This is a genomic window from Duganella sp. BJB476 (genome assembly GCF_003416895.1).
In the GTDB taxonomy this organism is placed as follows: Bacteria; Pseudomonadota; Gammaproteobacteria; order Burkholderiales; family Burkholderiaceae_D; genus Rugamonas.
On record NZ_QVIO01000006.1, the window covers coordinates 130,150 to 153,848 of the forward strand.

Consider the following 23,699-nt stretch of genomic DNA (forward strand, 5'->3'; position numbering starts at 1 on the left):
CACGAGGGCGGGGTAGGGCGTATGCTGCCTGTTCTTCAGTTTTTTTCGCGAGAGACCATGAACAACAGCCGTTTGAAACACGCCGCCGCCGCCAGCCTGATGCTGTGCGGTTTGTCCTTTGTCGCCACCGGCAGCGCGTGGGCGCAGGCCTTGCCGGCCGGCGTGGTCAAGGGACCTTCGGTCGAGGGCATCAGCGAGTACCGCCTGCCGAACGGCTTGAAAGTGCTGCTGTTCCCCGATGCGTCCAAGCCGACGGTGACGGTCAATGTGACCTACCTGGTCGGCTCGCGGCACGAGAACTACGGCGAGACCGGCATGGCCCACCTGCTGGAACACATGATGTTCAAGGGCGCGCCGAAGAACCGCAGCATCCCGCAGGAATTCGCCAACCGCGGCATGGAATTCAACGGCACCACTTCCTACGACCGCACCAACTACTACGAGGTGTTCCAGGCCAGCCAGGACAACCTGAAGTGGGCGCTGGACATGGAGGCGGACCGCATGGTGCATTCCTTCATCGCCCGCAAGGATCTCGATTCGGAAATGACGGTGGTGCGCAACGAGTACGAGAGCGGCGAGAACGATCCGTTCTCGGTGCTGCTCAAGCGCATGCAGAGCGTGGCGTATGACTGGCATTCGTATGGCCGTTCGACCATCGGCAATCGCAGCGATATCGAGAATGTGCGGATCGAGAATCTGCAGGCTTTCTATCGCACCTACTACCAGCCGGACAATGCGGTGCTGCTGGTGGCCGGCAAGTTCGAGCCGTCGCAGACGCTGGCCTGGATCAGCAAATCGTTCGGCGTGATCCCGAAACCCAAGCGCAGCCTGCCGCCGTTCTGGACGGTCGAGCCGACGCAGGATGGGGAACGCAGCTTCGTGGTGCGGCGCAAGGGCGACATGCAGGTGATCGCGCTGGGCTACAAGATTCCGTCGGCCTTGCAGGAGGATAGCGATGCGCTGAGTTTCATGTCCGAGATCTTGGGCGATACGCCGACCGGGCGCCTGCACAAGGCGCTGGTGGAGAGCGGCAAGGCGGCGCAGGTGTTCAGCTTCGGCCAGACCGGCTATGCGCCAGGCCTGCAGATCATCGGCGCGGTGGTGAAGGCGGGCGAACCGCTGGAGCCGGTGCGCGATGCGCTGATCGCGACGGTGGAGGGCTTCGCGGCGACGCCGCCGACGGCGGAAGAGATGGAGCGCGCGCGGCGCAACTTCGCCAACGGCATCGAGAAGTCGCTCAACGATCCGCAGCGGGTGGGCGTGAGCTTGTCCGAGGAGATCGCGCTGGGCGACTGGCGCCTGCTGTTCCAGGGCCGCGACAAGCTGCCGGGCATCACGCCGGAGCAGGTGGCCGCTGCGGCGGGACGCTATCTGAAGCGCGACAATCGCGTGGTCGGCAGCTTCGTGCCGGAGGATGCACCGCTGCGCGCCGAGATCCCGGCCGCGCCTTCGGTGGCGGAGGTGATGAAGGACTTCAAGGGCAAGGACAGCGTGCTGACGTCGGAGGTGTTCGATCCGAGCCAGGCCAATATCAATGCGCGCACCGAGATCAAGACCGTCGGCGGCTTGAAGGTCGCGCTGCTGAACAAGAAGAATCGCGGCGAGGCGGTGTCGGTGGACTTGCAGCTGCATTGGGGCGATGAGAAAAACCTGTTCAACACGGCCATCGTCTCGAGCGCTGCCAGCGAGATGCTGATGCGCGGCACCAGCAAATACAGCCGCGAGCAGCTGGCTGACGCCTTCGCCAAGCTGAAGATCTCCGGCAGCCTGTATCGCTTCGATACCACGGGACCGAACCTGGACGCGGCTCTGCGGCTGGTCGCGCATGTGCTGAAGGAGGCCAGCTTCCCGGCGGCGGAATTCGAGCAGTTGCGCCAGCAGTGGCTGGTGGCGATCGAGGCGTCGCGCAATGAGCCGCAAGCGCTGGCGCGCACGGAGGTGGACCTGTATTTCAACCACTATCCGAAAGGCGACGTGCGCGCGCCGATGACGGTCGATGAGCAGCTGGCGGCGGTGAAGGCGCTGAAGCTGGAGGACGTGATCGCCTTCCATCGCGAGTACTACGGCGCCAATCATGGCGAGCTGGCGATCGTCGGCGATTTCGACAAGGCTGCGATCGGCAAGACCATCGCCGACAGCTTCGGTGGCTGGGACAGCAAGGTGGCTTATACGCCGATCACGTCGGCCAACGAGGACAAGGCGCCGCTGCACAAGGCCATCAACGCGCCGGACAAGGAGAACGGTTTCTACACGGCGCGCCTGAACCTGGACCTGAACGTCAATGACCCTGACTATCCGCTGCTGGACCTGGCCAACTACATCTTCGGCGAAGGCGGTTTGAAATCGCGCCTGATGGACCGCATCCGACAGAAGGATGGCTTGTCCTACGGCGGCGGTTCGGGCCTGCAGGCGGGCGAGATCGACCGCGCCGGCAGCTTCGGCATCGACGCCATCGCCGCGCCGCAGAACCTGAAGAAGCTGGAAGCGGCGATCCGGCAGGAGCTGGAGCGCGCGGTGAAGGACGGCTTCACGGCGGCCGAACTGGCGGGCGCGAAATCGGGTCTGTTGCAGCAGCGGGTGCAGAACCGCTCCAAGGACAACGTGCTGGCCGCGGGCTGGACGCGCAACCTGTACATGAACCGCACCTACAGCTGGAGCAAGGAGTATGAGGACAAGCTCAAGGCGGCCACGCTGGCGCAGGTCAACGCCGCCTTCCGCAAGGCCGTCGATCCGGCCAAGCTGACGGTGGTGACGGCGGGCGATGAGGCCAAGGCCAAAGGTGCGGCGTCCGCCGCGAGTGCGAAATAGCCAGACTTGGCGGCGTCAATGGATGTCGTCCAACTGGTCGTGGGTGCGGCGGTAGCGGGGCAGGCGGCGTTCCAGCGTGTTTTGCGATTGGTGGTTCGCGTGTTCGACCAGTGTGAGCGCCGTGCTCAGTGCGGCGCTCATGGCTTTGGCGGCGGCGGCCATCGCGTCCGCCGGCGACAAAGGCGCCTTGGCGGCAAGCTCGTTCTGGCAGGCGCGCAACTGGGCGGCTTTGGTCCAGTTCTTTTCACCCGGGAAGCGTACCCAGAGTTCGAGCCAGGCATTGCGCGCATCGCCGCATACTTGTTGTACCATCTGATTCGGTGAGACCGCCGCGCCGCGGAAGATGAGGTCGTCGCCGACCACTTCGGCGCCGTGCCAGTTGTCGCCGCTGTGCAGGCGCAGACGCGTGGCTTCGGGCAGGAACAGCTGCTTCCATTGGTAGCCGCGCAACGGGGCTGCGTCTTCGCGGTTCTTTTCTATCCATAGTTTGATCGCGCCGGCGATGGCTTCGGCGGGTGTCAGCGGGCTGCCGCTCTGGCGCAGGAAATCGCAGAGCTCGTCATAGGCGGCGGGAGGGACCTTGGGGGAGGTTTTTTGAGACCTTGTGAAATTCATTTCTGATTCTCCTGTCTGGTTTTTGCTGGCGTCTTCTATTCCTCTCTGTTGGACCAGCGCTCGAAAAAAGAGTTCGGAAATGACGAAAATAGATAAAAGCAGAAAGCCGAAATAGTATCGTCCGGCGAAGGGACGGGCAGTACTAGCCCCACCCTGTATTCTCACGGAAATTTGGGAGCGATCATGAGGCGATTGATGATAGAGGGGCGGGTCCAGGGTGTCGGTTATCGCGCTTCGTTTGCGGAGCAGGCGCGGGCGCTGGGTCTGTCCGGCTGGGTGCGCAATCGCCGCGATGGTTCGGTGGAGGCTGCCGTCGATGGCGGCCCTCAGGCGATCGAAGCCATTACCACCTGGGCCAGGCGTGGCCCGCCCGCCGCCCGCGTTGCCAACGTCGTTATCGAAGAAGGCCTGGCGCTGGAATCGGCGGACGGCGACTTCAAAATTCTGCCCACGCTGTAAAAAGCGACGCGGCAAGCGCGCTTTCCGATTATGTACTATCATTAGTTACATGAGACGAGACAGCAAACTATCTTCCATCCTGCACGTGCTGCTGCACATGGCGCACGCCGAGCGGCCGTTTACCTCCGACGAGCTGGCGAGCTTCCTCGGCACCAATCCGGTGCTGGTGCGGCGCGTGCTGGCCGGGCTGCGCGAGCGCGGCTACGTCGGCTCCGGCAAAGGGCACGGCGGCGGCTGGAGCATCACCTGCGACCTGCGCAAGGTGACGCTGCGCGACATCTACGAGGCGGTCGGTTCGCCCACGGTGTTCGCGATGGGGAACCGCGAGGAGCATCCTCGGTGCCTGGTGGAGCGCGCCGTCAACGACGCGCTGTCCAGCGCCTTCGATGAAGCCGAGGCTTTGCTGATCGAACGTTTCAAGGACGTGACGCTGGCCGACCTGTCGGCCCGCTTCAACGACGGATACGCCCATCACAAAGGAGCTTCCCATGCACATCCCCCATCCGGCGACTGAGTTCGACGTCATCGTCATCGGCGGCAGCTACGCCGGCCTGTCGGCGGCGATGCAGCTGGCGCGCGCCCGCCGTCGCGTGCTGGTGATCGATGCCGGCCAGCGCCGCAACCGATACGCCCAGCATTCACATGGCTTCCTTGGGCAGGATGGCCGCGAGGCTGCGGCCATCGTCGCCGACGGCCGCGCCCAGTTGATGAAGTATCCGACGGTGCGCTGGATCGAAGGCTCGGCCACGCAGGCGGCGCGGACGGCGCAAGGCTTCCGCGTGACGCTGGACGACGGCAGCGCGTTCAATGCGTTGCGGCTGTTGCTGGCGACCGGCGTGGTCGACGAGCTGCCGCCTGTCGCCGGCCTGGCCGAGCGTTGGGGCAGCAGCGCTTTCCACTGCCCCTATTGCCACGGCTATGAATTGATGGAGGGCGCGATCGGCGTGCTGGCGACCGGCCCGCTGTCCATCCACCACGCGATGATGCTGCCGGACTGGGGGGCGGTGACGTTCTTCCTCAACGGCGCGTTCGAGCCGGACGAGGCGCAGCTGGCGGCGTTGGCGGCGCGCGGTGTGGCGATCGAACGCGTGCCGGTGCAGTCTGTCGGCGGCCATGCGGCCGTCCAGTTGCAGGATGGGCGCAGCCTTGAGATGGCGGGTCTGTTCGTGCTGACCCGTACTCACAGCGGCAGTGCGCTGGCCGAGCAGCTCGGATGCGAGGTGGAGCAGGGGGCGACCGGCTCGCATGTGCGCGTCGACGCGATGAAGGCGTCCAGCGTGGCCGGCGTGTTTGTGTGCGGGGACGCGGCGCGCATGTTCGGCAATGTGGCGTTGGCCGTGGCAGACGGCGCGATGGCCGGCGCCGCCGCCCATTAGTCGCTGATCTTCGGGCTGGCCGCAGCCGCCTGAGCATCTCGGCCTGCAATGCGCGGCGTCAGGGCTGGCGCGGCGGGCGGGCGTTGTGTAGCACGCCCTGTTTGTGTTCCGGTATGTGCGCGGACGGGTCTTGCGCCGGATCGAACACGTAGTGCTGGAAGATCGCGCCCCATGCGGCGCGCAGTTCCGCTGGCTGGTGCTTCATGCTTTGCAGCGTGGCCACCAGCGCTTCGAAGGTGGTGCCGGCATCCGGCGCCGGCTCCTCATTCTTCCACCAGTAGTTGACCATCATGTTCAGGATGCCGTTCGACTGCACGTGGTGCCACCACAGCGGCGGGATGAACAGCGCGTCGCCCGGCAGCAGGTCGGCCACCAGGGCCGCTTCCATCGCCTGCCGGAAGCGCGGGTGCCGCACATAATCGGGATCGCGGAAATTGACCATGCTGATCGGCGTCGGCGTCGGCGCGAAATCCAGCGGGCCGATATACAGGTTGGCTACCTGCTCGGGCGGGAATAGCGTGAAGCGCCGCTCGCCGCTGACCACGCAGGCCAGGTTGTACGATTCGTCGAAGTGCGCCGGCGTGGTGATGGTGTTGCCCAGCCAGATGCGCGGCCGCACCGACGGCGGCAGCGCCGGCGCCACGTTATGCAGCGCGAACTGCGGCAGGCAGTCGTCGATCAGCGCGCTCTGGATCGCCACCGACGGCGGCGCCTCGAACTGTGAGTAGCGCGCCAGCTGCTCGATCACCTTCGATACCGGCACCTTGTTGCGGACGAAGTTGAAGCCGTCCATGTCCGGCTTGTAGAACAGCCGCCCGCGCTGGTCCGGCGGCGTCATGACGGCGTCGACCTGGTGGCCGCTGTCGAACCCCATCAGGTACTGGCACAGCGCTTCCGGCGCCTGCAGCGCCTGGTGCACGGCCGGCCAGTGGCGCACGAAGCCGCGCAGGATGGCGGGCCGGTAGCTGCCGACGATCTCGTCGTCAAAGCGCGCCGGGTCGAGGTCCTGATATTCGATGATCTGGTTCATGGATCGTATGATGGCATAAAAAAAACCCGCCAGGGCCGGGAGCGGCCGTGGCGGGAACAGACTACACAATGAAACGGTTACCGATCAGTACTTGATATGCAGGCCAGCGTAGTACTGCGCGCCGTTGGCATAGAAGCGTGCCGGTTGATCCTGGTTGAAGATGTAGTTCTTCAGGATCGGGTTGTTCAGGTTCTGGCCACTCAGCGTCAGCACGATGTTCTTGCTGATGTTGTAGTTGAACGAGGCCGACAGGGTGCCCGAAGCGTCCTGGTACAGCGGGGTGCCGCGGTCCTGGGCTGCCAGGAACGCCGAGCGCCATGCGTAGCTCAGACGGACGTTGAACTTGTCGTTTTCGTAGTACACGCCGGCGTTGGCCGTGACCTTCGAAGCGCCCAGCATGTCGCACGGATCGCCGGAGGTGGCGGTCTGCATCGCCGGGCAGGCGCCGAAGTCCAGGTGCGAGTCGGCGAAGGTGGCGTTGGCGTCGAAGCCGTAACCCATGCCGACCGGTACCTGGGCAGCCAGTTCCATGCCCTTGACCTTGGCGCCGACGTTGATCGGCGAGGTGATGCTGTAGGTCGCGAACACGGGCTTCTTCTGTTCCTGCGAAGCGCGGCTGTCGATGAAGGTGCCGGTGCTGACGCCGTAGCCGACGTAGTCATGCAGGTCCATGTAGAACACGCCGGCCGACAGCAGGGCGCGCGGTGCGAAGTACCATTGCAGGCTGGCGTCCAGGTTGTTCGACTTGACCGGTTTCAGCGCAGCGTTGCCGCCGTTGCCGGTGTGGGTCTCGTCGGTCAGCAGCACCGCGCCGCCCAGGGCGCCGTAGTCGGGACGGGTCATGGTGCGCGACAGGCCGACGCGGGCCACCAGGTCGGAGCGCAGGTCGAACTTCAGGTTCAGGCTAGGCAGCGGGATGGTGCTGTTGTTGTCGATCGCCGTCTTCTGGACGAAACCGCCCCATGGATAGGCTGGCAGCGTGCCGCCGGCTGGCTGGTTCTGCAGGATCTGGTAGCCGTTCGAGGTGCCTTCGGTGCGCACGATGCGCAGGCCGACGTTACCGTTCCAGCCTTCGCCTTCCATCTCGGCCTGGGCGTAGATCGCCTTGGTGTTTTCCTTCAGGTCGAACATGTCCTGGTAGTAGGTGCGCGAGACATCGCGGTTCGAGTGCAGGTCGCCCCAGGCGTTCAGGATCGCCGGGTCCAGGATCCAGACGTTTCTAGGGAAGTCGCCGCCCAGGTCCTTGCCGAAGTTGCCAGGATAGGTGGTGCCGTTCCAGGCCGGGTTGGTGGTGCTGCCGCCGACGTCGGTGTTGGCCCAGTTAGGACCTTGCGCCACTTCGAAGTTGGCGCGGGTGTGGTGCGAGCCGCGCACGCCGAACTTGAGTTCGCGGAACACGCCGCTGTCGAGCGCGAAGGCCGCGTCGATCTGGCCATAGGTCTCTTTGTCGTCGGTGGTGGCCGGCGAGACGCCGAACACCCAGTCCAGCGGGGTGCCGGTGAACTTGGAGACGTCGATGTTAGGGAACTTGACGTTGGCCGGGCTGCCCAGGCCATTCAACTGGTAGCTGGCGCCGGAGTTGTTGACGTCGCCCTCGAACACGCCCTGGCTCGGGGTCACGCCCTTGCCCTTGGTGGAGCCGGCCTTGGCGGTGAACACCAGCTTGTCGGTGGCGCGCCACTTGCCGTCCAGGTCGAAGAACTCGGTCTGGGCGTAGGCGCCTTCGCGGACGATGTCGTCGACGATGCCGTAGCGCAGCGGCTTGGCGGCCGTGCCCTTGTTGGCGAACGAGGCCGACACCAGCGTGCCGTTGCGGATCACGTAGCCCGGATCAGGCGCGACGCCCGAACCCAGCATGCCGGAACCGTTCATGTCGGTCATGTAGTTGGTGTTGAAGTTGGACGCGTCCATCTTCGAACGGAAGTAGGTCGCCTCCAGGCTCAGGTCGCGGCTAGGCTTGAATTGCAGGTCGAGCAGGCCGCCCTTGCGCTTGCGCTCCTGCTGGAACAGCGAGGAGCCGATCAGGCGCGGGAACCAGACGTTGGCCAGGTCGGGATTGGTCTTGACGGCGGCGTTGGTCGGTGCGACCTGGGTCCACTGCAGCAGCTCCTGGCCGTCGCGGCGCAGGCTGCGTTTTTCCGAGAAGCCCTGCACCATCAGGCCGAGCGTGCCGGCTTCGTTTTTCCAGTTGAACAGCGCGCTCACTTGCGGGTCGGTTTTTTCCGGCAGGGTGGCGTACACCGCCTGCACCGTCGCCTCCATCGAGATCGGCTGCTTGAAGTCCAGCGGATGACGGGTGCGGATGTCGATCGAGCCGCTCGAGCCGCCTTCGATCTGGTCGGCGGTCGGCGATTTGTAGACCACCACCTGGCCGACGATTTCCGACGGCAGCAGCGAGTAGGAAGCGGAACGGCCGACGGCGCCGCCCACCTGGTCCAGCACGAACCAGTCGCCCGAGGCGACGGCGTGGCCGTTGATCAGGGTCTGGGTCAGCGACGGCGCGGTGCCGCGCATCGAGACGCGGTCGTTTTCATCGAAGCCGCCCGAACCTGCGCCCGAGGTGGAGATGTTCACGCCGGGGACGCGTTGCAGCGAGTCGGCGACGTTCTTGTCCGGCATCTTGCCGACGTCTTCGGCGGTGATCACGTCGACGTTGCTCGACGCGTTGCGCTTGACCGACAGCGATTGCTGCAGCGAGCCGCGGATGCCGCTCACGATCACGACTTCAGGCTCTTTGTCTGCCGCGGCCTGTTGTGCCTGAGCGGTCATCGAGACGCTCAGCGCCAGGATGGCGGCTGCGGTCGCGATAGGCGTCAGTTTGGACATTTTAGTGTTATTCGAATTGTGGTACATGTTCCCTCCCGTTGATGAAGGCTCCGCCGAGCCCACTGATTGTTGATGCCGTTTTTTACTTCTTACAAACCACTTACAAAACCAATCCAACGCCAATATACCCGTCTTTTAATACCAGATCACTACCACTTTGAAATTCTTTTTCGTAATGTTGTATGCGGCATACAGAGTGTGTCTTCGGCAACTATGTAATACCGCTGCGGCGCTGGTATGGACCGCTGTTGTGATGATCTGCAACAGCCTGAAAGCCAGCATCCATGCGGGTTGTGCGGGTTTTGCGAAAAATATTTGCGGATCCGGATGGTGACGGCGATTGTGTGCTGGTCTTTTTTTGGTATTATCAATTGACAACTACAAACAGGATGCCTGCCTCGTTATGGACAACGATTCTATGACCCCACTGGTACACATCCGGGCGCACCTCAATGAGACCAGTAACCTGCCTCTGTACCAGCGTCTGCAACGGGCCTTGCGCTCGGCCATCGAGCAGCATTTGCTCAAGCCGGAGGACGCGCTGCCGGCCGAGCGCCAACTGGCGGCGGACCTGGCGGTGTCGCGCATCACGGTGCGCAAGGCCATCGACGGCCTGGTCGCCGAGGGCGTGCTGGTGCGCCGGCCCGGCTCGGGCAATTTCATCAACACCCGCATCGAGAAGAACTTCGCCAAGCTGACCTCGTTTTCCGAGGACATGCGGGCGCGCGGGCGCACGCCGCGCAGCGTCTGGCTCAAGCGCTCGGAGGGCACGGTCACGCCGGACGAGGCGATGCGGCTGCGACTCAGTCCCGGCGCGGCGGTGTACCGCTTCCACCGCATGCGCTACGCCGACGACGTGCCGATGTGCCTGGAGTACGCGACCATCGTGGCGTCCTGCCTGCCGTCGCTGGAGGCGGTCGACGTGTCGATGTACGACGCGCTGGAAAAGGCCGGCAACCGGCCGGTGCGCGCCCTGCAGCGGCTGTCGGCGCTGCTGCTCAACGCCGAACAGGCCGCGCTGCTGCAGGCGAAGGAGGGCGACGCCGGGCTGTCGGTCGAGCGGCTCGGCTTCCTGCGCGACGGCCGCGCGGTGGAATTCTGCCGCTCCTACTTCCGCGGCGATATGTATGACTTCGTGGCGGAATTGAACGCCAGCTAACCTTGCAAGGATCTATGAACGCGCATCACCTGAAACGCTGGGCCATGGCGGCGGCGCTGGCCGCCGCGCTGCCTGTCACCGCCAGCGCCGCCACCACCGCCACCACCGCCACCTCGGCGGAAATCGTCGGCTACTATCCCGGCTGGAAGTCGGACGCCTTCCCGGTCACCGCCGCCAACGTCGGCGCGGGCAAGCTGACGATGGCCTTGTACGCCTTCCTCGACGTCTGCTGGAACGGCCGGCATGGCAACCCCGAGCCCTCGGTCAACTACGTGGCCGCGTGCCAGGACGCGGCCGGCGACGCCGCCTCGGCCAACGGCGCGCTGGTGTTCCGCGACGCCGCCAGCGATGGCGCCAACCTGCGCGCGCTGGTGGCGCTGAAAAAGCAGCATCCGCGCTTCAAGGTGGTGGTGTCGGTCGGCGGGTGGGACTGGTCCAACCAGTTTTCCAACGTGGCCGACAGCGTGGCGGCGCGCGCCAGCTTCGTCGCCTCGTCGGTGAAGCTGATGCGGCGCTTCGGCCTGGATGGCGTCGACATCGACTGGGAATATCCGACCGAGGCCGGCGTGCCTTGCGTGGCGGGCGCGGTGTGCGCGCGGCCGGCCGACAAGCAGAACTTCATCCTGCTGGCGCGTGAGCTGCGCGCGGCCTTCGACGCCGCCGGCAAGCAGGATGGCAAGCATTACAGCATCACCATCGCGGCCGGCGGCAATGCCAACTACGTCAACGAGGGCGCGGCCGGCAGCGGCTGGATCAAACAGCTGTCGCAAAGCCTGGACTGGATCAACATCATGGCCTACGACTACCACATGCCGTGGGAGAAGAGCAGCGGCCATCACGCGGCGCTGTTGGCCGATCCCGGCGATCCGGTGGCGGCCAGCGGCTTCTACGCGGCGGGTTCGGTGCAGCGCTACCTGCAGGCCGGCGTGGCGGCGCACCAGCTGGTGCTGGGCGTGCCGTTCTATGGCTACGGCTGGAAGGGCTGCGCGCCCGGCGCCAACGGCGACGGCCAGTACCAGCCGTGCGACGGCGGCGCCAGCGGCGGCGTGGACGGCGGCAATTCGTATGGGTTCAGCCATCTGCTCAAGCAGGGCTATCTGACGGCGGGATTTGAGGGCGACAGGGGCTACCGGCGCTACTGGAACGACGCGGCCAAGGCGCCGTACCTGTACCACGCGGCGGAGCGGGTCTGGATCACTTACGAGGACCCGGCCTCGCTCAAGGAGAAGGCCCGCTACATCAAGGCGCAGGGCCTGCGCGGGGCGATGTTCTGGGAGCTGAGCAACGATGGCCAGCACCAGCTGCTCGACGCCTTGTCGGCCGCCATGCGGCGATAAAAAAACCGGCGCGAGGCCGGTTTTTTGGGGGGGAATTACTTGGCTTCCGCCACTACCTTTGGCGGGTTCTGGTACATGATCCAGTAGCGCGCCAGGTCGCCGCGGCCGTCGGCGCCGCTGATGGTTTCCAGCAGCTTGACCGATTCGTCCTTCTTGCCGGCGATGGCCAGCGCGTAGGCCAGGCGCAGCTTGGCGTCTTCCGGATTCTTGGCCACGCCCTTGGCGATACCTTGCTTCATCAGCTCGATGCCCTTGTCGGCCTGGCCCAGCGTCACGAAGTTGTAGCCCAGGTTCACCATGCCGACGCCGTCCTTCGACTTCTGCGCGGACTCGATGCCCTTGTCGATGTTCTTGGCATCGTCGGCGGCGCCCTTGTTGGCGCTGTCGCGGATTTTCTGCAGCGCGGCCTTGTTCTTGTCGGCCGGGATGGCGCCCGGGTAGCCCTTGTCCATGGCGATCTTGGCTTCGGTGAAGAAGCCGCCCAGCACCGCCAGTTCGGCGATTTCCGCGTAGTCCTCAGGCTCCATCTTGGCTGGCGCGGCCAGCGCTTTCAGGCGGGCGATGTCCAGGTCCAGGCGCGGCGCGTAGGATTTCTTGCCGCGGGTGCGGTTCAGCAGGTCGAACCAGTAGTCTTCGTTCGGGTAGTAGCGGGTCAGCTCTTCCACCGCTTGCAGATACAGCTCGGTGTCCTTGGTCTTGATGCCGACGTTGCCCAGCAGGTTCAGCTCGTCCTTCGGCGGCGCGATGCCGGACTGCTTGGCGGCGGCGACGTCCTTCAGCGCCTCGGCCTTGGCGGTGGCGAAATCGTCCTTGAAGAAGTAAGAGCGCACGATGAACTGGCGCTGCTTGAGCGTGTCGCCCGACTCGGTGCCGTAGCGGGTGAACCAGGCGATGGCCTGGTCGTAGTCCTTGATCTGGCTGTAGTAGATGCCGCCGACGGCGTCGATGAAGCGCAGCTTGTCTTCAGACTTCAGACGGCCGGAGTCGATCATGGCGCTCAGCGCCTTGACGGTGCCTGGATAGTCGCCGGAGGCCTGGCCCAGTTGCACGCGCATCTGGTTCAGGATGAAGTCTTCATACGGCGTCACGTTCGGCATGGCGGCCGCGGTGTCGATGCGGTTCTTGAATTCGGCGTAGTTCTTGGCTGCCAGCAGTTCCTTGGTCTGTGCCGGGTCGATCAGTTTGTAGATCTCGGGACGCACGGCATCCTTCGGCGCTTCGGCCGGCTTGGCGGCTTCGGCGGCGTAGACCGGGGACATGCCCAGCACGGCCGGTACGGCGTTCAGGCCGATGGCGGCCAGGATCAGGCTAATACGAGCGAGACGAATGTGGGACATGAATTATCCTTCTTTCTATCAAACAAATTAGAGGGCTGGCGGGTAGGCCGTGCCATCGCGACAGTACAAACCCGCGTATTGTTACATAAAACCGGTAGCAATTACGAATTCAAGCGTGTGTCGGCCCGCGCGCCAGCGCCTGGCCGCCGGCGTTAAATAACAGGCAACGCGACGGCGGCAGGTGGATGCGGGTGAGGTCGCCGGCGTGCAGCGGCGGCGCTTCGGCCGGCTGCTTGACGGCGATCATTTCGCCGGCGCCGGCCAGCGTGGTGTAGACGATGGACTGGTCGCCCAGGTATTCCACATGGCCGATGCCGACGTCGATGGTGTTGGCCCCGGCGCCGGCGGCGCCGACGATGGACAGGTGCTCGGCGCGCACGCCCAGCGTGACGCGGTCGCCCCGTTGCGGGCCGCGCTCGGAACCTCGCGCGTCCACCTCGACGATGGCGCCGCCGGGCAGCAGCACGCTGGCGTGGTCGGCCGACAGCGCGACGATCTCGCCGGCGATGAAGTTCATCTTCGGCGTGCCGAGGAAGCCGGCCACGAACAGGTTGGCCGGATGGTTGTACAGTTCATGCGGCGTGCCGACCTGCTCGATGCGGCCGGCGTTGAACACCGCGATGCGCTGGCCCAAGGTCATCGCCTCGACCTGGTCGTGGGTGACGTAGATCATGGTGGTCTTCAGCTCCTGGTGCAGGCGGCTGATTTCCACCCGCATCTGCACGCGCAGGCTGGCGTCGAGATTGGAGAGCGGCTCGTCGAACAGGAACACCTCCGGCGTGCGCACGATGGCGCGGCCGATGGCGACGCGCTGGCGCTGGCCGCCGGACAGCTCCTTGGGCCGGCGCTTGAGCAGCGGCGCGATCTGCAGGATGGCCGCCGCGCGCTCCACCGCCGCCGCCACCTCGGCCGGCTTGCGGCCGGCCAGCTTGAGCGCGAAGGCCATGTTTTCGTACACCGTCATGTGCGGATACAGCGCGTACGACTGGAACACCATGGCCAGCTTGCGCTGCGCCGGGGCGATGTCGTTGGCCAGCGCGCCGCCGATGTGCAGCGTGCCGCCGCTGATGTCTTCCAGGCCGGCGATCATGCGCAGCAGCGTCGACTTGCCGCAACCGGAAGGGCCGACGAAGACCATGAATTCGCCGTCGGCGATATCGAGGTCGACGCCGTGCACCACCGGGGTCTTGTCGTAGCTCTTGACGATTTGTTTGAGGCTGACGCTGGCCATCCGCTTATCCCGCGCGCACGGCTTGCGGCGCCGGCTCTTCCTCCGCCTGCGGGCGCGCGGTCATCGGAATGATCTGCGACAGCACCGCCACCGGAATCGCGCACAGCATCACCCACACGAAGAAGTGCTGGTAGCCCAGCGACAGCTGGATGTCGCCGCTGAACAGTTTGAACAGCACGAAGCCCAGCTGCATGATGCCGGTCGAGAAGGCGTAGTGCGCGGTCTGGTATTTGCCCGGCGCGACCACCTGCATCATGTACAGGATCAGGCCGACGAAGCCGAAGCCGTAGCCGAACATCTCGACGCTGAGCGCCACGCCGATCACCGACAGCTCGGTGGGCTGGAACACCGACAGCAGGTAGAAGGCGAGGTTGGGCAGGTTGACCGCGAGGATCAGCCACAGGATGGCGCGCTTGAGGCTGAGCCACGAGGTGAAGTAGCCGCCGGCGATGCTGCCGACCACGAAGGCCACGGTGCCGACGGTGCCGTACACGGCGCCCACTTCGGCGGTGGTCAGTCCCAGGCCGCCGAGGTTGCGCGCCTCGCGCAGGAACAGCGGGCCGATCGACTGCACCTGCGCCTCGCCGGCGCGGAACAGGATGATGAACAGGATCGAGACCCAGATGCCGGGCTTCTTGAAGAACTCGACGATCACTTCGCCCAGCGTGCGGGCGATGGCGCCGGCGTTGGTGTCGGCCGTGACTTCGTTCAGCGCGGTCGGCAGCGCCCAGCTGTTGTACAGGCCCAGCGCCACCATGATGACGGCCAGGATGCAGAAGCTGATGGTCCATGCCGGCACCACGCCCAAGGTCTTCTCGAAGTGGCCGGCCAGCAGCAGCAGGCCGCCGGTGGTGAAGAATTTGCCGGCGTTGAAGAAGGTGCCGGTCCAGCCGGCGTATTTGGCCTGGCCTTTTTCATCGAGGCTGGAGATGTACAGGCCGTCGCAGGAGATGTCGTGCGTGGCCGACGAGATGCCGACCAGCGCGAGCATGGCCATGCAGGCCGCGAACCAGAACGGCGCATGCAGCGCCAGCGCCACGCCGCCCAGGCACAAGCCGCCGAAGATCTGGAAGCCGACCACCACCAGCTTCTTGCTGCTGGCCAGTTCCAGGAAGGGACTCCACAGGGGCTTGAACACCCAGGCGAAGCCGATCAAGCCGGTCCAGTGATTGAGCTCGTCGTTGGGCACGCCCATGCTCTTCAACATCTGGTTGGCGACGATCGCCACCGCGAAGAACGGCAGGCCCTGCGCCAGGTACAGGCTGGGTACCCAGAACTTCGGGTTGCGTATTTTTTTGTTGTCCATATTGCCTCCTCCCCTGATTGATTGTTTATGCGAAGCCGGGCACCGGTGCGTTGCCGGTGGCTTCCAGTTCGCCGCACAGCCAGCCGTTGACCGCGTCCAGCGCCGGCTGGGCGAAGCCGTAGGTCATCAGCGATGGCGCCTGGATGTCCAGCGCCTGGTACGGATTCCACAAGGCCAGGTGCAGGTCCGGCTTCCACGTCGCGCGCGCGTGCTCGCCGTAGCGCAGGCGCGAGGTCGAGGCCAGGATCGTGAAGCGGCCGTCCTGCGGCAGCGCGCTCCAGTCGAAGGTGTCGGCGTCGGCGAAGGTGGTCAGTTCGACGTCGTACAGGCGGCGCAGCGATGCGGCCACGCCTTCGGCCGGCACGCCGGCTTCGGACACGCCGTCGCTGACCACGTCCTGGCGCACCACCAGGCGCACCTGCGCGCCGGCGGCCGGGCGGGTGGGCGCGCCGTAGGCGGTCAGGCTGCGGCGCCAGCCTTCGGCCATCACTTCGCGGTCGGCGGCGTCTTCCTTGTACGAACGCGGCTTGCATGGATAGGCCAGCGCCAGCGACGCCAGGCGGTCCAGGCGCTGCTTGACGGCGTCCATGGACAGCTCGCCCGAGGCGATGGCGGCGGCGATGGAGTCCAGCGTTTCATTTTGCGTTTCGGTGGTGCCCAGCGCCATCACCATGTCGGCGCCGGCGGTCAGCGCGCGCACGGCCGCGTTGCCCACGCCGTAGCGGCCGGCGATGGCGTGCATGTCCATGCCGTCGGTGATGACGACGCCCTTGTACTGCCATTCCTCGCGCAGCAGGCCGGTGAGGATGCGGCGCGACATGGTGGCCGGATTGTCCGGGTCCAGTGTCGGGTAGACGATGTGGGCGGTCATCATGGCCGGTGCCGCGCCGGAGGCGATGCGGAACGGCGCCAGTTCCATGCGGTCCAGTTCCTCGACCGGCTTGTTCACGGTCGGCAGGTCGCGGTGCGAATCGACGTTGGTGTCGCCGTGGCCGGGGAAGTGCTTGACGCAGCAGGATACGCCTTCCGCATGGCTGCCGGCCATCCACGCCATCGCCAGTTCGGCGGCGCGTTGCGGCTCGGCGCCGAAGGAGCGCTCTGCGATCACCGGGTTGTGCGGGTTGTTATTCAGGTCCAGCACCGGCGCGAAGTTCCAGTTGAAGCCCAGCGCCTTGACCGCGCGCGCCACGGCGGCGCCGGTGCGGTAGGCCAGGTCGGTGTCGTTGGCCGCGCCCAGGCCCATGGCGGCCGGCGGCGCCGGCACCCAGGTCGAGCGCACCACGGCGCCGCCTTCCTGGTCGATGCCGATCAGCGACTCGGGGCCCATGACGGCGCGCAGGTCGGCGGTCAGCTTGGCCAGCTGTTCGGAGTCGGTCATGTTCCCGCGGAACAGGCAGACGGCGCGGATGCCGTTGGCCTTGATGAAGTCGGCGGTGGCGGCATCGAGCACGGTGCCGGGGAAGCGGATCATGATCAGCTGGCCGGCGATTTTTCTGAGGTCGTTTTGGGTTGGGGTCATTTCACAGCTCCGTCCATGCCACGCATGAAGAATCGTTGAGTAAAGAGGAAGGCTGCCAGCGTGGGCAGGATGGTCAAGATGGTGCCGGCGGCGATCACGCGCGTGCTGCTGCCGAAGGTGCCGCGCAAGTACAGCACGCCCACCGACAGCGGGAATTCGTCCGGTTTGCTCATCACGATGGATGGCCAGATGTATTCGTTCCATGCCTCGACCGCCGTCAGGATGCCGACCGTGGCCAGCCACGGCGCGATCAGCGGCAGCATGATTTTACTGAAGATGGTCCATTCGGAGGCGCCGTCGACGCGGGCGGCGTCGATCAGGTCCTGCGGTACTTCCTCGAAGGCTTGCTTGAGCAGCAGGATGGCAACCGCCGTGACGACGTTGGGCAGGATCACGCCGGTGTAGGTGTCGACCAGGCTCAGTTTCGTCACGGTGATGAAGTTGACCAGGAAGTTCACTTCCGACGGCAGCACCAGCGTGGCGAGGATCAGGCCGAACACCAGCTTGCGGCCCTTGAAGTGCATGCGCGCCAGCGGGTAGGCTGCGGCGGAGCACAGCGCCAGCTTCCAGAACACGGTGCAGGCGGCGATGAAGACGGAGTTGCGGAAGAAGGACCAGATCGGAATCGCCCTGAACACTTCGATGAAGTTCTCGAACGACGGCTGGTTCGGCCAGAAGGTCGGCGGGAAGGCGAAGATGTTGCCTTCGGTGGAGATGGCCGTCACCAGCGTCCACCAGAATGGGAACACGCAGACCACCGCGATCGCGCAGAGCAGCAGGTAGTGGGTGATCGTCTTCATCGGTGTTTGGGCTTGATGTAGCGAAGGCAGAGCAGGGCGATGCCGATGCAGAAGATGGACATGACGAAGCTGGCGGCCAGCGCGCGCGGCAGCTTCAGGTGCTTGAGGCCCTGGTCGTAGGCGTAGTACAAGCCGGTGAAGGTGGAGTTCATCGGTCCGCCCTGGGTCAGCACGTCCACTTCCTGGTAGGCCTTCAGGGCGGCCAGCACGGAGAGGATGGTGCAGACCATGATGGTCGGGCGCAGCATCGGCACGGTGATCCGCCAGAAACGCTGCCAGCGGTTGGCGCCGTCGAGGATGGCCGCTTCCTGCATGTCGGCGGGGACGGCTTGCAACGCGGCCAGGTACATCACCATGTACCAGCCCAGGCCGCGCCACAGCGTGACGAACATGATGGCGAACAGCGCCAGGCTGTCGTTGGAGAGCCAGCCGACCGGCGCGCCGACCAGCCGCAGCGTCATCAGCACGTAATTGAGCGCGCCCTGTTCGTGGAACATGAAGCCCCACATGATGCCGACCACCGACACCGTGGTCACCACCGGCACGTAGAAGGCGGCGCGGAAGTAGCGGATGCCGGGCAGTTGGTTGTTGACCAGTACCGCGAGGCCGAGTGCGCCGATCTGCACGAAGGGCACCATCAGCAGGAAGATCAGCGAGTTTTTCAGGCCGGTAACGAACATCTCGTTGTCGAAGATGTAGCGGAAGTTGTCCAGGCCGACCCAGTGGGTGTCGCGTATCAGGCTGTAGTCGGTGAAGGCCAGCAGGGAGCCGAAGGCCACCGGCCAGAACGAGAACACGGCCAGCAGCGCCAGCGCGGGGGCGAGGAACAGCCAGGCGGTGAGGTTCGAGCGGCTCATCTCAGTGGCTCCGCTGCGCGCTGAGTTTCTTGTTCCAGATCGCCACCGCCTGGTCCAGCGCTTCCTTCACGTCCTGCTTGCCGGTGACGCCGGCTTCGACGGCCTTCACCAGGTAGCGGCGCAGTTCGTCGTAGTCGGTGATGCCGGCCACGTACAGCGTGTGTGAATGCGGCATCGAAACGGCGCCCGCCGATACGGCCTTCTCGGCCGCACCGGCGCCTGGCGGCACGGTCATGAAGAAGGGATCGTTGGCCGCCTGCGACATGGCCGGATACACGCTGGCCTGCTTGGCGAAGGCCAGCTGGTTGGCGTCGTTGGTTAGGTAGCGGGCGAACTTGCCGACCGCCGGCAGCAGTTTTGCGTCGACGTTCTTTGGCACGGCGAAGTGAATCAGCCAGCCGCCGTCGGCGATGCCGGTGGGACCCAGCGGCGCGGGGGCGACGTCGGTGATGGCGTAGATGTCCCTGGCGTCGCTCTGGATGCGCTTGACGGCCGTTGGTGGCGCCAGCAGCATGCCGAGGCGGCCGCCTTTGTAGGCGTCGATCGCGGCGGGGAAGTTATCTTCGGCGAACAGCGCATCTTTCAGCAGGCCGCCGGCCTTGTAGGTCTCGGCCAGTTTCTTGATCAGCGCGATGTGGGCGGGCGAGTTGAACACCGCCTTGCCGTTCTGGATCACGGCCAGGCCTTGCTGCATCATCAGGCCGTCGATCTTGGACAGCGCGGGGCACAGGCCGGCCTTGCCGGTGCGGGCGGCGATCTGGCGCGCGAACAGTAGTTGTTCGTCGAGATCGCGCGGCGCGTGCGGGATGGCGGCGGCTTTGAATATCTGGGTGTTGTAGGCGATGACGGCGACGTTGCTGTACATCGGGAAGCCGTAGGTCTTGCCGCCGAAGGTCAGGTCTTCCAGTGTGCTGGGAAGGTAGCGCGGGCGGGCGTCGCCGAGCAGGGCGTCGACCGGCGTGAGCAGGCCGTCGCGGGCGAATTCGTCGGCCCAGGGCACGTTCAGGTTGACCAGCGCGGGCGGGGTGCCGGCGACGATGCGCGTTACCAGCTTGGTCTGGATCACGTCCCATGGAAAGTCGACCCACTCGACTTTCACGCCTGGATTGCCGGCTTCGTAGTTTTTCACCAGCGTCTCGAAGTAGGGAGTGAATTTGGGCTTCATGCTGAAGGTCCAGAATTCGATTTTTTCAGGCGCCGCGAGGGCAGCGCCGCTCAGCAAGGCCTGCACCATCAATGCCGTCAGCAATATGCGTTTCTTCATTGATGGTGCCGCTGCTTAGTTGGTCTTGGTGACTTTGCTCAGGTGGCGCGGGGCGTCCGGGTCCATGCCGCGTGCCGCCGACAGCTGGGCCGCCATCACGTAGAAGGCCTGGATCGCCACGATAGGATCCAGATCCGGCGTCGCCGCCACTGGCAAGGTCAGGTCGCGGTCGGCCACGTCGGCCGGCGCGGCCAGCAGCACGCGCGCGCCACGGCCGCGCATCTCGGTCGCCAGCTGCAGCAGGCTCGCTTGCGTAGGGCCACGGGTGGCGAAGATCACCAGCGGGTAGCCTTCTTCGATCAACGCCATCGGGCCGTGCTTGATCTCCGCGCCGCTGAAGGCTTCCGCCTGCAGGGCCGAGGTTTCCTTGAATTTCAACGACGCTTCCAGCGCGACCGGGAAGCTGATGCCGCGGCCGACCACCATGATGTTGCGGGCAGGCGCCAGCACTTCGATGGCCGAGGACCAGTCTTCCTTGGCGGCCTCGCGCAGCGAGTCGGGCAGGGCTTCCAGGCCGGCCAGCAGCTCAGGATCGTTCTGCCATGCGGCGACCAGGCGGGCGCCTGCCACCAGGCTGGTGATGAAGCTCTTGGTGGCGGCCACGCTTTGCTCTTTGCCGGCGCGCAGCGGAATCGACCACTCGGCGGCATGCGCCAGCGGCGAGTCGATGTCGTTGACCAGCGCGATGGTGGTGGCGCCGCCGTCGCGGAAGTATTTGATCGGCTCGACCACGTCCGGGCTCTGGCCCGATTGCGAGATCGAGATCGCCAGCGTGTCGCGGGTGATCAGCGGCGATTTGTTCAAGGTCACCAGGGACATCGGCAGCGACGCCACCACGCGGCCCAGGCGGGCCATGATCAGGTAGGCCGCGTAGGCGCAGGCGTGGTCGGAGCTGCCCCGCGCGATGGTCAGCGCGGTCGAGAAGGACGTGCTCCTCAATTTGCGGCCCAGCTCCGCGTAACGGTCGCCATCGCTGGCCAGCTGGAGGGCTACGCAATCGGCTGCGGACAGGGCTTCTTTCAACATCATTGAGGTCACAACAATTCTCCTTCGATATAGACGGCTTTGAGATTCAGGTCACGGTCGAGCACTACAAAGTCGGCGTAGGCGCCGGGGGCCAGGCGGCCCCGCTCTTGCAGGCCGAGATAGTCGGCTGCATACGTTGAGACCCGTGCCGAGGCGTCCGCCAGATCGAGGCCGAGTCCGACCAGGTTGCGCAGCGCCTGGTCCATGGTGAGGGTGCTGCCGGCCAGCGTGCCGTCGGGCAGGCGCACGCCGCCCATGCATTTCATGACGGTGTGGCGGCCCAGCATGTACTCGCCGTCCGGCATGCCGGTGGCGGCGGTCGAATCGGTCACGCAGTACAGGTGCGGGATGCAGCGCAGCGCGGTGCGGATGGCGCCGGGGTGCACGTGCAGCAGGTCGGGGATGAATTCGGCATACTGCGCATGGGCCAGCGCGGCGCCGACCATGCCGGGTTCGCGGTGATGCAGGCCGGTCATGGCGTTGAACAAATGGGTGAAGCCGTGCGCGCCGTGCTCCAGCGCGGCCACGCCGTCCTCGTAGGTGCCGAGGGTGTGGCCGATCTGCACGCGCATGCCGGCGTCCGACAGTTCGCGTACCAGCTCCAGATGGCCGCCGATTTCCGGCGCCACGGTGATCAGTTTGATCGGCGCGATCGCTTCCAGGCGCTCGACGTCGGCCAGCTTGGCGGTGCGCGCGAACGGCGGCTGCGCTCCCAGCTTGCCGGAGTTGATGAACGGGCCTTCCAGGTGCACGCCCAGCACGCGCGCTTCGCCTTTGCCGCGCAGGGCGGCGGCTTTGCCGATGCCTTGCAGCGCCAGGTCGATGTCTTCCGGCGGCGCCGTCATGGTGGTGGCCAGCATGCTGGTGGTGCCGTGCCTGGCGTGGATGGCGGCGATGGTGTGGACGGCGTCGCCGCCTTCCATCACGTCCTTGCCGCCGCCGCCGTGCACGTGCAGGTCGATAAAGCCAGGCAGGATATAGACGTCTTCGTTTTTCGACGGGTCGGTGCTGCTGCCGTGGATGGCGGCGATGCGGTCGCTGAAGGTGATCTCACCGCGGACCCAGCCCGCCGAGGTCAGGATATTGCCTTGGATTGCACTGCTCATCTGCGCGACTCCGCTACGAATTCATAATAATCACTGCGGCAATACGAGTGGGTCAGTTCCACCGCTGCGCCGTTGTCGAGATAACTGACGCGGGTGATGTGCAGCATCGCGGCACCCGCAGGTATGTTGGCCAGGCGCGCTTGCTCCGCGCTGGCGTTGACGGCGCGGATATGCTGCAGCGCGCGCATCGGAATGGTGCCGTTGGCTTCCAGGTAGCCGTACAGCGAATCGGTCACGCTGTGCGGGTTGGGCATGTACTGGGCCGGGATGGTGGTGGTCTCGATCGCCATCACCACGTCGTCGGCGGTGCGCAGGCGCTTCAGGCGCGCCACCGGCATGTTGGGCGACAGGCCGAGCGACAGCAGCTCGACCGGCGAGGCGATGCCGATGTCGCGCTGCAGCCAGCGCGAGCCGGCCGTGAAGCCGCGTTCGCGCAGCTCTTCGGAAAAGCTGGTCAGGCGGGATAAGGGCTGCTCCAGTTTCGGCGTGATGTAGGTGCCGGAGCCGCGCTTGCGGGTCAGCATGCCGCGCTCGCACAGCATGTCGATCGCCTTGCGCGCGGTCACGCGCGAGATGTTGAGCATGTCCGACAGCACGCGCTCGGACGGCAGGGCCTCGTTGGCGCGCCAGTCGCCGGCCGCGATCCCGTCGGACAGCTTGTTCGCAAGCTGCATGTAGAGGGGGGTGTCGCTCTCGGCATCGGGCTTGAAATCGCTCAACTGGGCTAGCACAGGCTTACTCCTTCAGACGTTGTTGGATCAGCCGCAAGGCACCCGCTGCGGAATCGCCTTGCGGCGTGACGATCCGCTTCAACATCGATACCGGCAAGTAGGGGCGCAGTGGCGCGGCCAGTCCGCCGCACAGCGCGATCGGCAGCTTGCCGCCGGCGTCGAGCGCGTTGCCCATCAACTCCACCTGGCGTCCCGCTTCAAGCAGGATGGCGCGCGCGGTGTCGTTCGATTCGCCGTGCTGCAGCACGATGCGCGCCAGTTGCGCGTACTGCGTTTGCGTGGCCTTGGCCAGCCAGTTCTGCAGCGCGTCGCGGCCACCGCCGCAGGCTTGCGCCAGGTCGGCGCTGAAGGGGGAGGCCGGCAAGCGGCCGTCCAGCACCTGTTGTACGTGGTTGATGGCGCGCAGGCCGATCCAGGCGCCGCTGGCTTCGTCGCCGGCCGGGAAGCCCCAGCCGCCCACTTCGACGTGGACGCCGTCGGTGCGCTTGATCTCGCCGACGCTGCCGGTGCCCAGCGCGATGATGGAGCCCGGCTGGCCGCGGTGCGCGCCCAGCACGGTGGTGTGGCCGTCGGTTTCCAGCGCGACGCGGGCGTAGCCGGGATTGGCGGCGACGAATTCGGCCGCCCAGGCGCGGTTGTGCACGCCGGCCAGGCCGAGGCCGATGGCGACTTGTTCCTTGGCGGGGATGGGCAGTTCGGCGGCGCGGAAGGCCATGCCGGCCGCGTCCTCGACGGCGGCCCAGGCGTTGGCGATGCCGTGCATCAGGCCGGACGGGCCGCTGACGCCTTCGGCCAGTTCAATGCCGTCGACGCGCGCCAGTCGCACCCTGGTGCCGGTGCCGCCGCCGTCTACGCCGATTAAAAATTCGATCATGATTATCCGAGAATGCTGTGCCGGGATCCCCCGTGTGA

At 65.6% G+C, this 23,699-nt stretch carries 20 protein-coding genes; 6 read left to right on the forward strand and 14 right to left on the reverse strand.

Features of this window, described 5'->3' with window-relative positions:
• Positions 1-57: 57 nt before the first annotated feature.
• Complete coding sequence (locus D0T21_RS22580) at positions 58-2,808, forward strand: pitrilysin family protein (RefSeq protein WP_116993503.1); 2,751 nt, start codon at positions 58-60, stop codon at positions 2,806-2,808.
• 15 nt (positions 2,809-2,823) lie between these two features.
• Here D0T21_RS22580 and D0T21_RS22585 read toward each other — a convergent pair whose 3' ends face one another.
• Positions 2,824-3,423: a hypothetical protein gene (locus D0T21_RS22585; protein WP_116993502.1), complete on the reverse strand. Its 600-nt coding sequence runs from the start codon at positions 3,421-3,423 to the stop codon at positions 2,824-2,826.
• Positions 3,424-3,606: 183 nt separating this feature from the next.
• Here D0T21_RS22585 and D0T21_RS22590 point away from each other — a divergent pair, with 183 nt between their 5' ends.
• Genes D0T21_RS22590 through D0T21_RS22600 form a run of 3 tightly spaced genes read left to right on the forward strand, consistent with a single transcriptional unit; the run spans position 3,607 to position 5,258 of the window.
• Positions 3,607-3,882, forward strand: a complete 276-nt coding sequence (locus D0T21_RS22590) for an acylphosphatase (protein WP_116993501.1) — start codon at positions 3,607-3,609, stop codon at positions 3,880-3,882.
• Positions 3,883-3,931: 49 nt separating this feature from the next.
• A complete protein-coding gene (locus D0T21_RS22595) occupies positions 3,932-4,396 on the forward strand; it encodes an Rrf2 family transcriptional regulator (protein WP_116993500.1) in 465 nt (154 codons plus the stop codon).
• A complete protein-coding gene (locus D0T21_RS22600; RefSeq protein WP_116994529.1) occupies positions 4,371-5,258 on the forward strand; it encodes an NAD(P)/FAD-dependent oxidoreductase in 888 nt (295 codons plus the stop codon). Before D0T21_RS22595 ends, D0T21_RS22600 begins: the two co-directional genes overlap by 26 nt.
• Positions 5,259-5,316: 58 nt before the next feature.
• Here the strand turns inward: D0T21_RS22600 and D0T21_RS22605 are convergent, their stop codons facing one another.
• Positions 5,317-6,288, reverse strand: coding sequence for a cupin-like domain-containing protein (locus tag D0T21_RS22605; RefSeq protein ID WP_116993498.1), 972 nt, complete (start codon positions 6,286-6,288; stop codon positions 5,317-5,319).
• An 84-nt stretch (positions 6,289-6,372) separates the two neighbouring features.
• Entirely contained in the window at positions 6,373-9,114 is a 2,742-nt protein-coding gene (locus tag D0T21_RS22610; protein ID WP_116993497.1) for a TonB-dependent receptor, read from the reverse strand.
• Positions 9,115-9,532: 418 nt separating this feature from the next.
• On the opposite strand from D0T21_RS22610, the gene D0T21_RS22615 reads away from it, so the two are divergent.
• Together D0T21_RS22615 and D0T21_RS22620 are read left to right on the forward strand one after the other, a co-directional pair.
• Positions 9,533-10,273 (forward strand): GntR family transcriptional regulator, encoded by a 741-nt coding sequence (locus D0T21_RS22615; protein WP_229211602.1) that lies wholly within the window; start codon positions 9,533-9,535, stop codon positions 10,271-10,273.
• Between the two features lie 14 nt (positions 10,274-10,287).
• Positions 10,288-11,610, forward strand: a complete 1,323-nt coding sequence (locus tag D0T21_RS22620; RefSeq protein WP_116993495.1) for a glycoside hydrolase family 18 protein — start codon at positions 10,288-10,290, stop codon at positions 11,608-11,610.
• 35 nt (positions 11,611-11,645) lie between these two features.
• On the opposite strand, the gene D0T21_RS22625 is transcribed toward D0T21_RS22620, so the two are convergent.
• The 11 genes from D0T21_RS22625 to D0T21_RS22675 form a co-directional block, all read right to left on the reverse strand.
• Positions 11,646-12,947, reverse strand: a complete 1,302-nt coding sequence (locus D0T21_RS22625; RefSeq protein WP_116993494.1) for a hypothetical protein — start codon at positions 12,945-12,947, stop codon at positions 11,646-11,648.
• Positions 12,948-13,056: 109 nt separating this feature from the next.
• A complete protein-coding gene (locus tag D0T21_RS22630) occupies positions 13,057-14,178 on the reverse strand; it encodes an ABC transporter ATP-binding protein (protein ID WP_116993493.1) in 1,122 nt (373 codons plus the stop codon).
• Between the two features lie 4 nt (positions 14,179-14,182).
• On the reverse strand, positions 14,183-15,484 hold the full coding sequence (locus tag D0T21_RS22635) for an MFS transporter (protein ID WP_116993492.1): 1,302 nt from the start codon (positions 15,482-15,484) through the stop codon (positions 14,183-14,185).
• A gap of 25 nt (positions 15,485-15,509) precedes the next feature.
• Positions 15,510-17,003, reverse strand: coding sequence for a beta-N-acetylhexosaminidase (gene nagZ / locus D0T21_RS22640; RefSeq protein WP_116993491.1), 1,494 nt, complete (start codon positions 17,001-17,003; stop codon positions 15,510-15,512).
• Complete coding sequence (locus D0T21_RS22645; protein WP_116993490.1) at positions 17,000-17,803, reverse strand: carbohydrate ABC transporter permease; 804 nt, start codon at positions 17,801-17,803, stop codon at positions 17,000-17,002. Before D0T21_RS22645 ends, nagZ begins: the two co-directional genes overlap by 4 nt.
• On the reverse strand, positions 17,800-18,660 hold the full coding sequence (locus tag D0T21_RS22650) for a carbohydrate ABC transporter permease (protein WP_116993489.1): 861 nt from the start codon (positions 18,658-18,660) through the stop codon (positions 17,800-17,802). The genes D0T21_RS22645 and D0T21_RS22650 overlap by 4 nt, the downstream gene beginning before the upstream one ends.
• A 1-nt stretch (position 18,661) precedes the next feature.
• The gene (locus D0T21_RS22655) at positions 18,662-19,924 is read right to left on the reverse strand and encodes an ABC transporter substrate-binding protein (protein ID WP_116993488.1); all 1,263 of its coding nucleotides are present in this window, start codon (positions 19,922-19,924) and stop codon (positions 18,662-18,664) included.
• A 15-nt stretch (positions 19,925-19,939) separates the two neighbouring features.
• On the reverse strand, positions 19,940-20,953 hold the full coding sequence (locus tag D0T21_RS22660; RefSeq protein ID WP_116993487.1) for an SIS domain-containing protein: 1,014 nt from the start codon (positions 20,951-20,953) through the stop codon (positions 19,940-19,942).
• A gap of 5 nt (positions 20,954-20,958) precedes the next feature.
• The gene (nagA, locus tag D0T21_RS22665; RefSeq protein WP_116993486.1) at positions 20,959-22,056 is read right to left on the reverse strand and encodes an N-acetylglucosamine-6-phosphate deacetylase; all 1,098 of its coding nucleotides are present in this window, start codon (positions 22,054-22,056) and stop codon (positions 20,959-20,961) included.
• On the reverse strand, positions 22,053-22,787 hold the full coding sequence (locus tag D0T21_RS22670) for a GntR family transcriptional regulator (protein ID WP_116993485.1): 735 nt from the start codon (positions 22,785-22,787) through the stop codon (positions 22,053-22,055). Before D0T21_RS22670 ends, nagA begins: the two co-directional genes overlap by 4 nt.
• Before the next feature lie 4 nt (positions 22,788-22,791).
• Positions 22,792-23,661, reverse strand: a complete 870-nt coding sequence (locus D0T21_RS22675; RefSeq protein WP_116993484.1) for a BadF/BadG/BcrA/BcrD ATPase family protein — start codon at positions 23,659-23,661, stop codon at positions 22,792-22,794.
• Positions 23,662-23,699: the final 38 nt, after the last annotated feature.

Bases quoted from the DNA above. Each gene is read 5' to 3' on its own strand.
- D0T21_RS22600 (WP_116994529.1), top strand. From the start codon at position 4,371: ATGCACATCCCCCATCCGGCGACTGAGTTCGACGTCATCGTCATCGGC.
- D0T21_RS22660 (WP_116993487.1), bottom strand. From the start codon at position 20,953: ATGATGTTGAAAGAAGCCCTGTCCGCAGCCGATTGCGTAGCCCTCCAG.
- D0T21_RS22675 (WP_116993484.1), bottom strand. From the start codon at position 23,661: ATGATCGAATTTTTAATCGGCGTAGACGGCGGCGGCACCGGCACCAGG.
- D0T21_RS22635 (WP_116993492.1), bottom strand. From the start codon at position 15,484: ATGGACAACAAAAAAATACGCAACCCGAAGTTCTGGGTACCCAGCCTG.
- D0T21_RS22585 (WP_116993502.1), bottom strand. From the start codon at position 3,423: ATGAATTTCACAAGGTCTCAAAAAACCTCCCCCAAGGTCCCTCCCGCC.
- D0T21_RS22605 (WP_116993498.1), bottom strand. From the start codon at position 6,288: ATGAACCAGATCATCGAATATCAGGACCTCGACCCGGCGCGCTTTGAC.
- D0T21_RS22655 (WP_116993488.1), bottom strand. From the start codon at position 19,924: ATGAAGAAACGCATATTGCTGACGGCATTGATGGTGCAGGCCTTGCTG.
- D0T21_RS22650 (WP_116993489.1), bottom strand. From the start codon at position 18,660: ATGAGCCGCTCGAACCTCACCGCCTGGCTGTTCCTCGCCCCCGCGCTG.
- D0T21_RS22645 (WP_116993490.1), bottom strand. From the start codon at position 17,803: ATGAAGACGATCACCCACTACCTGCTGCTCTGCGCGATCGCGGTGGTC.
- D0T21_RS22625 (WP_116993494.1), bottom strand. From the start codon at position 12,947: ATGTCCCACATTCGTCTCGCTCGTATTAGCCTGATCCTGGCCGCCATC.
- D0T21_RS22580 (WP_116993503.1), top strand. From the start codon at position 58: ATGAACAACAGCCGTTTGAAACACGCCGCCGCCGCCAGCCTGATGCTG.
- D0T21_RS22610 (WP_116993497.1), bottom strand. From the start codon at position 9,114: ATGTCCAAACTGACGCCTATCGCGACCGCAGCCGCCATCCTGGCGCTG.
- D0T21_RS22615 (WP_229211602.1), top strand. From the start codon at position 9,533: ATGACCCCACTGGTACACATCCGGGCGCACCTCAATGAGACCAGTAAC.
- D0T21_RS22590 (WP_116993501.1), top strand. From the start codon at position 3,607: ATGAGGCGATTGATGATAGAGGGGCGGGTCCAGGGTGTCGGTTATCGC.
- D0T21_RS22630 (WP_116993493.1), bottom strand. From the start codon at position 14,178: ATGGCCAGCGTCAGCCTCAAACAAATCGTCAAGAGCTACGACAAGACC.
- D0T21_RS22595 (WP_116993500.1), top strand. From the start codon at position 3,932: ATGAGACGAGACAGCAAACTATCTTCCATCCTGCACGTGCTGCTGCAC.
- nagZ (WP_116993491.1), bottom strand. From the start codon at position 17,003: ATGACCCCAACCCAAAACGACCTCAGAAAAATCGCCGGCCAGCTGATC.
- D0T21_RS22620 (WP_116993495.1), top strand. From the start codon at position 10,288: ATGAACGCGCATCACCTGAAACGCTGGGCCATGGCGGCGGCGCTGGCC.
- nagA (WP_116993486.1), bottom strand. From the start codon at position 22,056: ATGAGCAGTGCAATCCAAGGCAATATCCTGACCTCGGCGGGCTGGGTC.